This is a genomic window from Singulisphaera acidiphila DSM 18658 (genome assembly GCF_000242455.2).
GTDB lineage: Bacteria > Planctomycetota > Planctomycetia > Isosphaerales > Isosphaeraceae > Singulisphaera > Singulisphaera acidiphila.
Map to the genome: position 1 here is coordinate 7,232,254 of NC_019892.1, position 12,951 is coordinate 7,245,204.

Consider the following 12,951-nt stretch of genomic DNA (forward strand, 5'->3'; position numbering starts at 1 on the left):
TGATGCGACATCGCTTTTTCAAGGTCGTCGTTCTCGGTTTCATCATGATTGGCTGCGGCGGTCCCGAAAACAAGCCATTGACGGAAAGCGACATGGAGCAGACCGCTCTGAATGATGTCGCTGAACTCTATCGGGTTTACGTGGCCCAGTACAAAAAGCCTCCCACAAAGCTCGCCGACTTTTTGCCGATGGAGCAAATGAGCCCGACCGGTCTCGCCGCCATCACCAAGGGAGAAATTGTCGTCCGTTTCGGTGCTACTCTTCCCAGCACAGACGAGGGGCCGGGGAAGGGGCCGGGGGATGAGGTCCTAGCTTACCAAAAGAAGGTTCCCGAGTCCGGGGGCCAAGTTCTGATGCTGAACCGGACCATAAAGCCGATGAGCTCAGAAGAGTTCAAGGCTGCGAAGCTGGCCGGAACGAGCTCGTCCGACGCAACGGCGAAGAAGCCCAAGTAGAGCGATCAAGCGGCGGGTGGCCTCCAGGCGAGTGACTCGTACGTCATGAGAGACCGCCCGCTTGAATTCCGCGTAACGCAATACTCTGGGGGGAGGGCACCCAAGGCCAGCACGCATAAATGTACAGGCTGGGTGGTCTGGCGCGAGGTGCCTTCGTCCCATGGTCTGCTCCCCGTTTTTTGGTCCAGGGGAAATGGGAATACGCATTGAATAGTTGAAATACATTCATATCGAGAAATTTGTGTTAATTAAACTCCCTTCTTCGTTTCGCAAGCGGCGGAAAGCTTGCTTGGCGTCGCATATCCGAGCGAACTGTGCGGACGGACATGGTTGTATTCCCGGCGGAACCACGACGCCTTTGCGAGCGTCCGCTACCGATTCAGACTCGTGACGCTCCAGGAACTCGCCGCGAACACGGCTGTGGAACGATTCCATGTAGCCGTTCTGCCAAGGGCCACTGGGATCGGCTCCGTCCTAACCCTCGGCAACCAGTCGGCCAGGGCCTTGCAGGCGAACTTTGAGCCGTTGTCGCTTCGGATCATCTTCGGTGTGCCACGGCGGCCGACGACCCGTCCCAGGAGTCACCTCATATCAGACCCGCCTAGCCGAACGTCCGCGTGCAGGACCTGGCGATTCCTGATCTGTTGTTTACCAGGCTCAACCACTTGATCGGACGCCCTCACACCGTCCGATCATGAATGAAATCGTATGCCCAGGCATCGTTTTTGAACTGCGCCGGCTTCGCCTTGCAGGTGTTGGCCCCCACGCCCGGTTTCGGGCCGGTTTTCCTGGTCTTCCGCAGGCGAATGGGGCGTTTGAGGCTCAACTTGCCCCAGAGCCGATGCACTCGTTTGAGGTTCGTTGACCATTCCTTGCGGACCAGCATCGCGTGAAACCGGCGGTAGCCGAACCGGGCGTGCCGCCGGGCCAGACGCTGGCTCTCGCGAACCAGCGACGGTTCGTCGATCGGGATCGCCCCAGGACCGTTCCGATCCGCCGTTCCGAGACGGTGAACTTCTCCTTGAGGACGTCCGCTACGGCTCGTTGCTGGTCGGGAGTCACCACTTTTTTTTGGCGACCTCCTGGAGCATTTGCTTGTCGAGCATCAATTCGGCGACGATTCGCTTGGGCCGCTCGATCTCCCCCTCCCAGTGGCGACAACGCCTGTCCATGTCAACCTGGGCGGGATTGTGCTTTTGCCGCCAACGGTAGTACGTCGTCTCAGTGGCATCTGTTTTTTTAAGAATATCCGAAATTTTTCGCCCGTTAGCGAGATCGCGGGCGGCCTCGCGCAGCAGGCGAGCCACCTCGTCGGCGCTCCGTCGCTTCTTCATGGAATCCTCCTGGGCTCAGTCTACCCGGGGACTTCCATTTCAGGTGGACCAATTATTGGGGAGCAGGTTATGGGTTCCCCATGACACCCGTGACTCCATCATCGACTTCTCCGACACTGGGCTGAACGCACCGAGATCCCCTCCAACGCTTCATCACTTGGCTCGGCGTGGCCGCCAGCAAGTTCCACGAGTGGGAGACCCGCTACAGACTGGTCAACGTGGCAGTAGTCAAGCAATTGTCATCAAAAGTACGGGAGAACCCGGGTTGCTTGACCACTGCCATCAGGAGACGGATGTTCAGAATGCCGCCGTTCTGAGCCCTGTCAGGCTCGTAACGATTTGGGTTTGGTGACACCTCGCCCGAACTAACTTCGGTTCGCTTACCACCCCATACCCCCTTTCGTATTCACGGATAATCAGCGGCCCGAGCTGAGATTTTGCCAAAAATGGCCGTTTATTGCCAATAAAACGTAATGGTCATGTGGGCCTCCTTTGTTCAGAGAACGCTCGAAATATTCAAGGCTGCCGGTCGGAGGCAACGATTAGCAAGGTCAGCTTGCGGATCTCGGTGATTTCCACGGGCTCGGGAACTCCAAGCTATGGTTGAGATAATGACGACGCACGGGGCAAGCTTCCGTGAGGATCGCGAAGAAGTTGTAAATTATCAACATGGGTCGAGTGCCTTAGCTCGAGCAATTAAAGCGTGGTACGGTTGATTGCCAAAAGAACGCGGTAAGGGCTTGATTTTTCCAAAAACCTTATTTTTGTTCGAGGTGGCTTGAAATTGGACCCACCCCAGAACAATAATGTCTAGTCTCTCCTCTTGGGTTCCTATCCAAGATGCAATGAATGCGGAATCGTTATTACCTCCCACGAAGCATTTCGAACTCTCCTCGAAAATATTCGTTTCTTCAAATACGTCCGCTTTTACAGTATCTAATACCAGGGACCTCTCCAGAACGACGTCGTCGTCGTTTTGCTCTTCCGTTCAAGTAGGTTGTTAATCAAGCTTTCGAGCGTGGTTGGCAGACATCTTGATGTTGATATTGTATATGTTTGTACCCTCCCCTGTTTTTGGAGTTTTCTCAATGAGACGCCATCGTCGAGGTTTTACGCTGATTGAGTTGTTGGTGGTCATTGCGATCATCGCAGTGCTGATCGCCCTGCTTTTGCCGGCCGTTCAGGCGGCTCGCGAGGCGGCCCGCCGTTCCCAATGCACCAACAACATCAAACAACTGGGACTGGCGGCGCTGAATTTCGAGTCCGTCAACTCCAAGTTCCCGCCAGGCTATGGTCCCTTTCCGACTGCGGCGGGAGGAAATCGTGCGAATGCGATGATTATGATTCTCCCCTTTCTTGAGCAGTCCGCGATGTTTGCGGCGTTCAATCTTGCATTGGACATGAATTTATACGGTGCAACCACTGTTGCCAACAACACCGCGCAGTCCCAAATTGTTTCGGGGTTCGTTTGTCCCTCTGACCCCTCGAGCACCAAGTTTGTCAACATGGGATATACCAATTATGTTGCGAGCCTTGGGGCTTCGGCATCTCTGACAACCAATGGAGCTTCGGTTCTGGAGCCGAACATTGGGATGGCCGGCATTTTCAGCATTACGTTGGACAAGGGGCCGCTGCAGACCAATCCGGTAACCGGGTTGTTCAACGCTGACTACCTTCAAGCCACCCCTGTGACCATCGCCGCCTTGGTTGACGGAACCAGCAATACCGGCATGTACTCCGAATCGTTTCGGGGCAATGCTCCTTCGACGACGTCGGTTGGCGGCAATCTGGGCGGCGTCGATCCCTATGATTACACGAACGTCTATATCCTTTCAAGCGTCGTTCCCAACCAGGTTGCGCCGAATTGTACGTTCAACGGGAGCGGCTATTCGACACGCATCTACTATCATAACCAGCAGTACTATCGGTATCTTCCGCAGCAGGGTTACTACACGCACACCTTGACCCCGAACAGCAAAATGTACGATTGCGGCGATGTAAGTTACGCCAGAACGCACCAGGCGCCTCGCAGCAAGCACTCCGGGGGGGCCAACGTCGGCTTTGGCGATGGCTCAGTCAGGTTCATCAAGGATAGTGTGAACAAGGCTACGTTCTTGGCTCTTGGAAGTCGCGGTGGCGGAGAGGTGATTAGCGCCGACTCATACTGAGTCGTGGTCCAAGTGGTCAAGACTTGAAGTGGGGGGGACTTTTGAACGTCCCCCTTCTTTTTTGGTAAGGAAGGCGTGGATGCGACATCACTGGTTTAAGGTCATCTTTCTCAGCTTCGTGACGGTCGGCTGCGGCGGCACCGAAAACAAGCCGGCGACCGAGAGCGATATGGAGCAAAATGCTCTGAATGATGTGGCTGAACTGTACCGGGTGTACACGATTCAGTTCAAGAAGCCTCCCGCAAAGCTCGCCGACTTCGCGCCGATGGAACCGATGAGTCCGCTCGGCGTTGCCGCCGTCACCAAGGGAGAAGTTGTCGTCCGTTTTGGAGCCACTCTTCCCAACACAGACGAGGGGCCGGGGAAGGGACCGGGGGATGAGGTCCTGGCTTACCAAAAGAAGGTTCCCGAGTCCGGGGGCCAAGTCTTGATGCTGAACCGTACCATCAAGGCGATGACATCGGATGAGTTCAAGGCCGCCAAGCTGGCAGGAACGAGCTCGTCTGACGAGGCTGCGGCAACGGCGAAGAAGCCCAAGTAGAGTGATCAAGCGGCGGGTGGTTTCCGGTGAGTCGATACGTCCTCGTGTGTCGTCCGGCACCACCCGCTTGAGTTCGCGTGACGCAAAATTCATCTGGGAGCGGGTGATCCAATTGATGCCACTACGTACCGCCGGGCCATTACGCAACTATTGATGGATTCAGGCAAGCATGGATTCGGGCAGATATGGAGGCCTTTCCCCAAAATTCGCTGAAAACCACTCTTGCAGGTTGCCTCCTGGAAATACCAGAACTTCATTGCAATGGTCCAAGTCGCGTTTATCCTTTGGTAGAAATTCGCCAAGTAAAGCCTGTGGATTCGAGTTTATAAAGATTGCTGCAGGTCGACCTGAAGGACAAACACCTTGCCGCCGAAGTAAACGACAACGCTCGCAAACGCGTTTACTCCGGCTCATAACCTTTGGTTATCATCGCCCTGTGACAATAGGCGTTGCCCGGTCCGAGAATTCGCAATCTCACCTGGGCATGACCACTTTTCATTTTACTCGTTGAAGTCTAGAATAGTCTGGTAGTGATGCCATTGCCGATTCACTGCCTTCCAGTGAAGGCTCAGACGAAACCCTCCCCCCCCTTTCGTTTGTATTTGCCGTGGGTAGCCACTCACGGGTTGTCCGGCTGTGGCAATTGGTTGTTCATCAATTTCTTTCAAGATCATTTTTTCTCAGTCAGGACCGGGTCGGGTTCGAATGTTGGGAAATCCCAACTTCGACTTTGTCCTCCATTTTCGGCGGGAGTTTGTACATGCAGCGCGTTCGTCTTCGTCGAGGTTTCACGCTCATCGAGCTCTTGGTTGTCATCGCCATTATCGCAGTCTTGATTGCACTGCTCCTGCCTGCCGTTCAAGCCGCACGAGAAGCGGCGCGTCGATCGCAATGCACGAATAATCTAAAGCAGATGGGGTTGGCCGCTCTGAATTTCGAGTCGACCAATTCCACGTTGCCCCCCAATTGGGGACCGAATCCGATCAACGGAGGCGGCAGCCGGGTGAATGGGCAGGCGTATATGCTCCAGTTCTTGGAGCAGGGGAACCTCTTTAATACGTGGAACTTCACGGTCGACTGCAATACCAACAATATCAACCAGACAGGCCGATTGCAGCAGGTGAGCACCTACCTGTGCCCTTCTGACCCAGGGGTCGGGAGTCAACTGGACCCCGGCGGGAGCGGTCGGAATTGCGGTCACTTGAATTACTACGCCAGCCTGGGGAACTCCGCCGGGCAGTACTACAACCTGGGCACTGCGAATTCGGAAACCAATGCGAATGTGATTGGTCTTTTCCAGGTTCGCTACGATTCGAGCCAGCCCCAATACCTCGACCCGGCAGGGACGCAGCTCAATCCTTCCTATCGGATGTGCCTGGGAACCAAGCTCTCGGAAATTGTCGACGGCACCTCGAACACGGCGATGTACTCCGAGATCAAGCAGTCTCGCTTCAGCAGCACGATGCCGGCGATCGACCAGACCAATAAGATCGATCCCGTTCAACTGGGAAGCGACGGTGACTTTTCCACAGCGGCGGGCCGTCTAACTCCCGGAGCAAGCTGCCAGACCATCACGAGCCGAATCGGTTACCGTGGGAATCAATACTACCGCTGGATTCCGCAAACCACGAACTACACGCACACGGTTCCCCCGAACTATACCGGGCTCGATTGTGGAGACTCGTCGATCACGGCCGCCCACATGGCCGCGCGGAGCTACCACTCCGGAGGAGTCAACGTCGGCTTCGCGGACGGTTCGGTTCGGTTCGTCAAGAGCACAGTGAATCTCGATACTTGGCGGGCACTCGGATCCAGGGCCGGGGCTGAAATCGTGAGTTCTGATGCGTTCTAAGATTCCAGGGCTGTAGACCTGGTCGATCTCGTGGAACTCACGAGCGAACGGGTCTCTGGACTGGGGTTGGACATCGAATTCAACGAATCCAGGGCGGCCCGACTGTCGGGCCGCCCCTTGCTTTTATGGAGTTCGCATGATGGCTCGCGGCGGAATTCGCTTGACGTGCGGCTTGATGGTTGGATTACTGTTGACCGGCTGCAATTCAGGGCAGGAGAGTTTGCCCCCTGACGACGCAGCGGAGCAAGTCAGGCGAAACAGCGTCGAGGAAGTGGCCGAATTGCTCCGCCTCTACAAGGCCAATCATAGCAACAAGGCCCCTGCCAAGGCGTCGGATCTGGCCTCATACGAAGTGGGCTTCCCAAGTGGCTTCGCGAAGGTCAAGCAGGGGAGCATCGTGGTGATCTGGAGCACTCCCTTCGTGGACGGAGCGTCGGACAAGATCATCGCCTATGAGAAGGAAGCCCCCGAGGCCGGCGGGTATGTCCTCATGCAAGACGGGACGACCGTCAAGAAGTTGACTACCGAGGCATTCAAGACCGCCCCGAAGGCGGCTGGCTCCGGAAGTACCGCGAAGTGAGTCAAAGCGAAATCGAACGCTCCGGGCTTCCGCCTTGGTCCGATTGCCGAAACCCGTATCTCAAAACGATACGGGTTCTTTTTTTTAAGCATTTTCTAACCAAATAAAATCACAGTACGTGAATTGTTGCGTGTAAGTCATTTGCGGTATCCCACGGCCTCCTTGTCGATCCAATGGGGCAGGCATTCCAACGGTTGCACTCTCGTTAAGCGCCCGAGGACTCGCTGCTTGGGGCTTCAGCGGCTTTGCGACCCACCCTCTTCTTCGGCTGATGTTTCCAGCGTCGATGGAGCCAGAGGTACTGCGACGGATCGCGACGGATAATTGTCTCGAGCGCAGTGGTGAAGCGCTGAGTGATGAGGCGGGCATCGTCGGCGGTCCCGGTCAACTCGTCGGGATCGATGATGACGTCGCAGCCCACTTCATAGCGGAACCCCGGTCCGACCCGGCGCGCGTAGCCAACAACGACCGGTGCGTGATGTTCGATCGCGAGCAAGGCGATTGCCTTGTGAGTGGAAGCGGGGCGACCGAAGAAGTCGACGAACATCCCATTCTGGCCTGCGTCCTGGTCGGCCAGGAAGGACAACAGTTTTCCGCTCCGGAGGACGTCGAGCATCTCGTCGTAGCCACCGGTCTTGGGGATCATCTTCTGGCCGGTTCGCTCGCGGAACGACTTCAGGAAGCGATCGAGATACGGGTTGTCCAGCGCCCTCGCAACGGAGTTCGGGGGGAAGCCGAAGACGCCGAAGAGGTAGCCTGCCATCTCCCAGTTGCCGTAGTGCCCCGTCAGCATGATGACGGGACCGCCGTTCAGCAGGCGGTCGAGAACTTGGATCTTCTCCTGGCCGACGAGCGTGATCCGATCCCGCCAGGTTGTCGGATGGAGTTTCCGGGGGATGTGAAGGATCTCCATCAGCATCATGCAGAAATGGCGATAGACGTCGCGCACGATCAGATCGCGCTGGGCTTCGGTGTAGCGGTCGCCAAAGGCGATTTTGAGGTTATCCATCCCGACCTGGCGGTGTCGTTTGTCCACGCGGTAAAGAATTGCTGCAAGGAGCCGAGCGAAGGCGTACGACTGCTCGATCGAGAGCGCCTGGGCAAACCCGACGATCAGGCGCACGACCAGGTAGACGGCATAGTCGAGCAGGGGGGGGCGTTTTCGCATCAGTCACTCCATCGAACTGAGGAAGAACCCCGAGGGTTGAAATGGTGGTTCCGGTGGGCTGCGGGGGTGAATCCCAACGGCGGAGAAGCCAGGAAAAATCCCAGTGACCGGGTTCCTGGAAATACGGCCGATCTATGGACTGGTTATCATGCGTCATTGAGTGGAAGACGAACGGCTTGGCCTGTCTTCGCCGACCGGTAAATGGCGCGGATGATTTCGACGGACTTTCGTCCTTCGCGACCATCGACTCGGGGGATGCCGCCGGTGTCGATCGCTTTGAGGAAGTCGGCGAGCTGATCGCGATGGCCCGCGTGGTTGATGCCACGCGGATCGCTCGCACCGGCGGTGAAACCGGTCGCCCCGCTCAAGGCTTCGAGAATCAGGTCATCGCCAGGGGCCTCGGTGGCGAACGACCAGAGGGTGACGTCGTCCTGCTCGACTCGCGCGGAACCGAATTCACCGTGGATCTCGGTTCGCTTGAGCAGACCCGGGTAGGCGCTGGTCGCGGCTTCGATGATCCCGAGCGCTCCGTTCTTGAACCGTAAGGCGGCGACGGCGGTGTCCTCAACCTCGATCCGGTCGTGGACGAGGGTGGCGGTCAAGGCCTGGACTGAGTCGACGTCCCCCATCAGCCAGTAGAGAAGATCGACATTGTGAATCGCCTGATTCATCAAGGCACCGCCGCCGTCGAGTTCCCAGGTCCCTCGCCATCCGCCCGAGTCGTAGTACTCCTGGGTCCGCCACCACTTGACGTGAGTATCGCCCAAGGTGAGCCGGCCGAATCGGGCGTCTTCAATGGCCTGCTTCAGGGCGATGTTGGCGGGTGTGAACCGCGACGGAAAGATCGTGCAGAGTCGGACTCCCTCCTCTTCACAGGCGCGAATGATGGCGTCACACCGGGGCAAGGTGATCTCAAGCGGCTTCTCGACAACTACATGCTTGCCTGCCCGCGCGGCTTTCACGGCCGGATCGAGGTGGGCGCCGCTGGGGGTACATATGCAGACAACATCAATGTCGGGCCGGGCGAGCATCTGATCGAGATCGTCGTAGATGGTGCAGTCGCCACCGGCTAAGGCCGCGACCTTGGCGCCATTAGATTCGGAACGACTGAAGGCCGCGACAACGCGGGCCCCTTCGATTTCGTTGATGGCGCGCGTGTGGAACTCGGCGATCATGCCGCAGCCGATGATTCCGAAACCGTGCTGACTCATCCCGAATGGCTCCGGCGTTTAGATACTTCAAGAAATATGGCGATTTACCTACGTTTCGCTCACGCCTTAAGGCGGCGGGTCAAAGGCGACTGGCCCACGCGCCGGGGGCCGAAGACGGCCCCCAACCACCCGGCACGGTCGGTCTCTTGATTCACGCGAAAGTCAATCGCTCGAGGCGGGGGATCGACGAACTCTCACAATTTTATGTTTGCCGACGCGGACGATCAGGCCGTCGGTCACGTCGATCAAGGCCTTCGGATCTTTGATGACGTCGCGATCGGGGCCGATGGTGACGCCCCCTCCGTCGATCACGCGACGCGCGTTCGACGTGCTACTCTCCAGGCCCAGAGTGACGATCAGGCGGGGGATCTGCATCCGCCCGTCGCCGTCGAGCTGGTCGGCGGGGACCTGGACCTCGGGGATTTCCAAGGGGTCTTCACCCTTGGCTCGTTTGCGGAACTCTGCGGCAGCCAGGTCGGCCTCTTCGGAGGAGACAAGACCTGAGATGATCGCCTTGGCCATCTGCTCCTTGACGTTCCGCGGGTTGACGCCCGGCTGGAAGAAGCCGTCGATCTCATTCATCGGGATGTCGGTCAGGAGAGTCAGATACTGCCGGATCGGCTCGTCGGGAATGCTCATCAGCTTGCCGAACAGGTCGTTCGCCGCGAGCCCGATCCCGATGTCGTTACCCAGGCTCTTCCCCATCCGCCTGGTGCCGTCGGTGCCGACCAGGATCGGCATCGTCAGGGCCACTTGCGGGCGCTGGCCTTGCGAATGCTGCAAGTCGCGAGCGACCATCAGGCTAAACAGTTGCTCAGTGCCGCCGAGCTCAACATCGGCCCGGATCTCGACCGAGTCCCAACCTTGCATCAGCGGGTAGAGACATTCGTGCAGGTAAACCGGTTTCTCGGCGGCGATCCGTTTGGCAAAGTCGTCTCGGGCCGAGATCTGCCCGAGAGTCATCTTGCGGGTGAGGTCGAGGACGTCGAGGAACGACCACTTCGAGAACCAGTCGCCGTTGTGGTGGACCTCAGCCTTGGAGAGGTCGATAATCCGCCCGACCTGGCGGAGGTAATCCTTGGCGTTCTCTGCCACCTGGGCTTCGGTCAGGCTCGCCCTCGTTTCGTCGCGTCCCGACGGGTCGCCCACCAAGGCGGTGTAGTTGCCGATAATGATGACGGCCGTGTGCCCCAACTCCTGGAACTGGCGGAGTTTCCGGAGCGGTACGGTATGCCCGAGGTGGACGTTGATCCCGGTAGGATCGATCCCATACTTCACTCGGAGGGGTACGTTGTCACGGATCGATCGTTCGAGCATCTTGACGAATTCCCCTTCCGGGACGATCGCCTCGACGCCACGTCGTAGTATCTGAAGCTGAGCATCAACATCCGTCATCGGCGGAATGAACTCCTTCGGGTGCGGTCGCGATCGCCGATTTTAGGGAGTCGGGCGATTTCGGGCAAGGTGGCCGATGAGAACACCGCTGTGTTACGATGAGACTTCGACACTTGACATTCGTGCGCCCGCGGGGTCCCGAGCCCGATGCCCGTTCCTTCCATGCTTGCGAGCCTGTTCCTCCTCCTGATCTTTTTCTTGATTTTTTGTGGAGTTGTTGGATCTTGGAGCTGGGTAATCTGGCGCCTTCAAAACGGTCAAGCCATAATTCCGCGATTGATTGAGTCAAAGCCCGCCCCTTGGGGCCTGGGTTCGGTCCTGCTCGCTGTATTGGCCTGGCTGCTCGTCAACGTCGGCCTGATCACGATCTACCTGAAAGTGACGGCAGGCGTGACGCCCGTCGTCGGACAAGCCGCCAAGGCGGCCGGTCCGGCCGTCGCGCGAACGCTCGGATTCACGGAACAGATGGTCGTGACCTCGTTGATCAACGGGGTCCTGCTTTTGATCATTCCCTTGGTTTTGAAATTGACGTCGAGGGCGCGCCTGGCCGACCTCGGTATTGCTCGCTGGCGACTGGGCCCGCAGTTCCTGGTGGGGACCTTGGTCTTCTTTTTGGTCTCTCCGTTTGTGTACGCACTTAATGGTCTGGCGATCTTGATCTGGAAGCCGGAGAGTCATCCCCTCGAAAAGATGATCCGTAACGAGTCGTCCATGGGAATCGCCGAGCTGGCAGTCCTCTCGGCGGTGCTCCTGGCTCCCGCGACCGAGGAGTTGATCTTCCGAGGCGTCATTCAGCGCTGGCTTTCGAAGATCTTCAATCCGCATTCGGTCCACCATGTCTGGCTCGAAGAACCAGGTGTGGTGCTCGAAGCTCCGATGCTTCAAGATGGTGAAACTCCCCTCGAGTTAGCTTCGACTTTGGCGAACGACTCCGTCGCAAGCTTCGACGAAAACCCGTTCTCACCCCCCTCCAGCCCCGTCGAATCGCTCCCGACCTCCGGTCCCGTCGACTCCTCGACGGTTGCCAAACGGGTCTCGATGCAGCCCATCGTACTCACCTCGACCCTCTTCGCTCTGGTTCATTTCCCGCAGTGGCCCGCCCCTTTGGCGATCTTTTTCCTCTCGCTTGGGCTTGGTTATGTCTTCGAGCGATCGGGGAGTTTGATCGCATCAATGGTCATGCACGCACTCTTCAATGGTCTCGGAACACTCCTTCTCTTCATTATGGTCCTGATCGGGGGGGAACAGGCGCCTGCCAAGAATTTGAAGGCGACCCCGGCTGAGAGTAAGAAGACAGCCCCGGCCGAGAGTAAGAAGGCAAAGATCATTCCTCCTTCAAGCGACATTGTTCCGGAACAGGCGATCAGTAGGACCCTGCAAGCACGATAGGCCGGAACAATTCCACACTTTTGGGTTCAATAGATTCTCTTTGTTTTTACAATTGGCGCATCCCAACGGCTCTGGTAGAACTTGAGATGTCGCCTATTCTCTCGATCGATCCCGGTTGTGACGTGCCTACCCGAGAGCCCGTTCCGAGAGCGGCCGTCCTCTCCGTTTGGGGAGTTCGTCCGATTTTCCGAATAAGAGGGGTTAAGCGTAGGGCGCTTGTTGTCCGATGAGAAGGGGACGCGAACTTCGATTTCATGAGGGTCGAAGCGTCTGGTGGTCCGGCAGTGGCCGTGACCGCAAGAGGGCTTCGATCGTGGCGTCGACGGAACTCGCCTCGATGGCAAGGGTTTCAGACGCTCCGGCAACCAGCATCAAGGTCGATGCGGCACGTCGAATGGGATTCGAGTTCTTCTCGATTCTACGGATTTGTGAAGCCTGCTCCGACCGTCATGGAGATGGTTTCCCTCGTGGGAGTTTGGATTGATGAGCGAGTCGAATTCTCCAAAAAACGCACCCATGCATTCTGGCTTCGTGTGGGCGGGCACCGTGGCAAGAATCCGTCGTGGTGGCAAGTCGTCGCGGGCCGGTCGCCGCTCGGCCGTTTTGAGCATGCTGACCTCGGCCTATGTCAACTCTTCGCGGGGCGGTCGCACCGCGATTCCGACCACCGCTGAATCCCGACCTGGTTCCGACCGCTCCTGACCGCGAACCGGTCGTTGGCGGGTTCGACAATTCAGCCCGCAACTCCTTTTTTTGACAGTAAAGCTGACCGCCGGACCCATCTTGAATGGAGGTCCAGGCGGTTTTTCGTTTTGTCCGGCAGCCCTCTGAATCCGATCCAGCCAGAGCCATCAGGGC

Annotated in this window: 11 protein-coding genes and 2 pseudogenes; 6 read left to right on the forward strand and 7 right to left on the reverse strand. The window is 57.7% G+C overall.

The window, feature by feature from the left end; all coding sequences use genetic code 11:
- Positions 1 to 2: 2 nt before the first annotated feature.
- Positions 3 to 455, forward strand: coding sequence for a hypothetical protein (locus tag SINAC_RS28305; RefSeq protein ID WP_015248996.1), 453 nt, complete (start codon positions 3 to 5; stop codon positions 453 to 455).
- 248 nt (positions 456 to 703) lie between these two features.
- Here SINAC_RS28305 and SINAC_RS42000 read toward each other — a convergent pair.
- The 4 genes and pseudogenes from SINAC_RS42000 to SINAC_RS28310 all read right to left on the reverse strand — a co-directional run.
- Positions 704 to 805 (reverse strand): annotated as a pseudogene (locus SINAC_RS42000) (integrase core domain-containing protein); the annotation flags it as partial.
- Positions 806 to 821: 16 nt separating this feature from the next.
- Positions 822 to 905 (reverse strand): annotated as a pseudogene (locus tag SINAC_RS42005) (hypothetical protein); the annotation flags it as partial.
- A 229-nt stretch (positions 906 to 1,134) separates the two neighbouring features.
- Positions 1,135 to 1,428, reverse strand: coding sequence for an IS3 family transposase (locus SINAC_RS42010; RefSeq protein ID WP_390553823.1), 294 nt, complete (start codon positions 1,426 to 1,428; stop codon positions 1,135 to 1,137).
- Positions 1,429 to 1,513: 85 nt separating this feature from the next.
- On the reverse strand, positions 1,514 to 1,789 hold the full coding sequence (locus SINAC_RS28310) for a hypothetical protein (protein ID WP_015248997.1): 276 nt from the start codon (positions 1,787 to 1,789) through the stop codon (positions 1,514 to 1,516).
- Between the two features lie 1,088 nt (positions 1,790 to 2,877).
- Between SINAC_RS28310 and SINAC_RS28315 the strand changes: the two genes are divergently transcribed.
- The 4 genes from SINAC_RS28315 (at position 2,878) to SINAC_RS28330 (ending at position 6,930) form a co-directional block, all read left to right on the forward strand.
- Positions 2,878 to 3,957, forward strand: coding sequence for a DUF1559 domain-containing protein (locus SINAC_RS28315; protein WP_015248998.1), 1,080 nt, complete (start codon positions 2,878 to 2,880; stop codon positions 3,955 to 3,957).
- A gap of 79 nt (positions 3,958 to 4,036) precedes the next feature.
- Positions 4,037 to 4,498, forward strand: a complete 462-nt coding sequence (locus SINAC_RS28320; RefSeq protein WP_015248999.1) for a hypothetical protein — start codon at positions 4,037 to 4,039, stop codon at positions 4,496 to 4,498.
- Positions 4,499 to 5,258: 760 nt separating this feature from the next.
- Positions 5,259 to 6,350 (forward strand): DUF1559 domain-containing protein, encoded by a 1,092-nt coding sequence (locus tag SINAC_RS28325; RefSeq protein WP_015249001.1) that lies wholly within the window; start codon positions 5,259 to 5,261, stop codon positions 6,348 to 6,350.
- Positions 6,351 to 6,486: 136 nt separating this feature from the next.
- On the forward strand, positions 6,487 to 6,930 hold the full coding sequence (locus tag SINAC_RS28330; RefSeq protein ID WP_237722900.1) for a hypothetical protein: 444 nt from the start codon (positions 6,487 to 6,489) through the stop codon (positions 6,928 to 6,930).
- 205 nt (positions 6,931 to 7,135) lie between these two features.
- On the opposite strand, the gene SINAC_RS28335 is transcribed toward SINAC_RS28330, so the two are convergent.
- The 3 genes from SINAC_RS28335 to tyrS all read right to left on the reverse strand — a co-directional run bounded on the left by SINAC_RS28335 (position 7,136) and on the right by tyrS (position 10,704).
- Positions 7,136 to 8,098 carry a lysophospholipid acyltransferase family protein gene (locus tag SINAC_RS28335; protein WP_015249003.1) on the reverse strand — a complete coding sequence of 321 codons (963 nt, stop codon included), beginning with the start codon at positions 8,096 to 8,098 and terminating at the stop codon, positions 7,136 to 7,138.
- A 146-nt stretch (positions 8,099 to 8,244) separates the two neighbouring features.
- Positions 8,245 to 9,309 (reverse strand): Gfo/Idh/MocA family protein, encoded by a 1,065-nt coding sequence (locus tag SINAC_RS28340; RefSeq protein WP_015249004.1) that lies wholly within the window; start codon positions 9,307 to 9,309, stop codon positions 8,245 to 8,247.
- A gap of 162 nt (positions 9,310 to 9,471) precedes the next feature.
- On the reverse strand, positions 9,472 to 10,704 hold the full coding sequence (tyrS, locus tag SINAC_RS28345; RefSeq protein ID WP_015249005.1) for a tyrosine--tRNA ligase: 1,233 nt from the start codon (positions 10,702 to 10,704) through the stop codon (positions 9,472 to 9,474).
- A gap of 276 nt (positions 10,705 to 10,980) precedes the next feature.
- Between tyrS and SINAC_RS28350 the strand changes: the two genes are divergently transcribed.
- Positions 10,981 to 12,093, forward strand: coding sequence for a CPBP family intramembrane glutamic endopeptidase (locus SINAC_RS28350; RefSeq protein WP_237722899.1), 1,113 nt, complete (start codon positions 10,981 to 10,983; stop codon positions 12,091 to 12,093).
- Positions 12,094 to 12,951: the final 858 nt, after the last annotated feature.

Excerpts from the sequence above, each read along its gene's own strand:
- SINAC_RS28305 (WP_015248996.1), top strand. The coding sequence starts at position 3 with ATGCGACATCGCTTTTTCAAGGTCGTCGTTCTCGGTTTCATCATGATT.
- SINAC_RS28310 (WP_015248997.1), bottom strand. The coding sequence starts at position 1,789 with ATGAAGAAGCGACGGAGCGCCGACGAGGTGGCTCGCCTGCTGCGCGAG.
- SINAC_RS28315 (WP_015248998.1), top strand. The coding sequence starts at position 2,878 with ATGAGACGCCATCGTCGAGGTTTTACGCTGATTGAGTTGTTGGTGGTC.
- SINAC_RS28320 (WP_015248999.1), top strand. The coding sequence starts at position 4,037 with ATGCGACATCACTGGTTTAAGGTCATCTTTCTCAGCTTCGTGACGGTC.
- SINAC_RS28325 (WP_015249001.1), top strand. The coding sequence starts at position 5,259 with ATGCAGCGCGTTCGTCTTCGTCGAGGTTTCACGCTCATCGAGCTCTTG.
- SINAC_RS28330 (WP_237722900.1), top strand. The coding sequence starts at position 6,487 with ATGATGGCTCGCGGCGGAATTCGCTTGACGTGCGGCTTGATGGTTGGA.
- SINAC_RS28335 (WP_015249003.1), bottom strand. The coding sequence starts at position 8,098 with ATGCGAAAACGCCCCCCCCTGCTCGACTATGCCGTCTACCTGGTCGTG.
- SINAC_RS28340 (WP_015249004.1), bottom strand. The coding sequence starts at position 9,309 with ATGAGTCAGCACGGTTTCGGAATCATCGGCTGCGGCATGATCGCCGAG.
- tyrS (WP_015249005.1), bottom strand. The coding sequence starts at position 10,704 with ATGACGGATGTTGATGCTCAGCTTCAGATACTACGACGTGGCGTCGAG.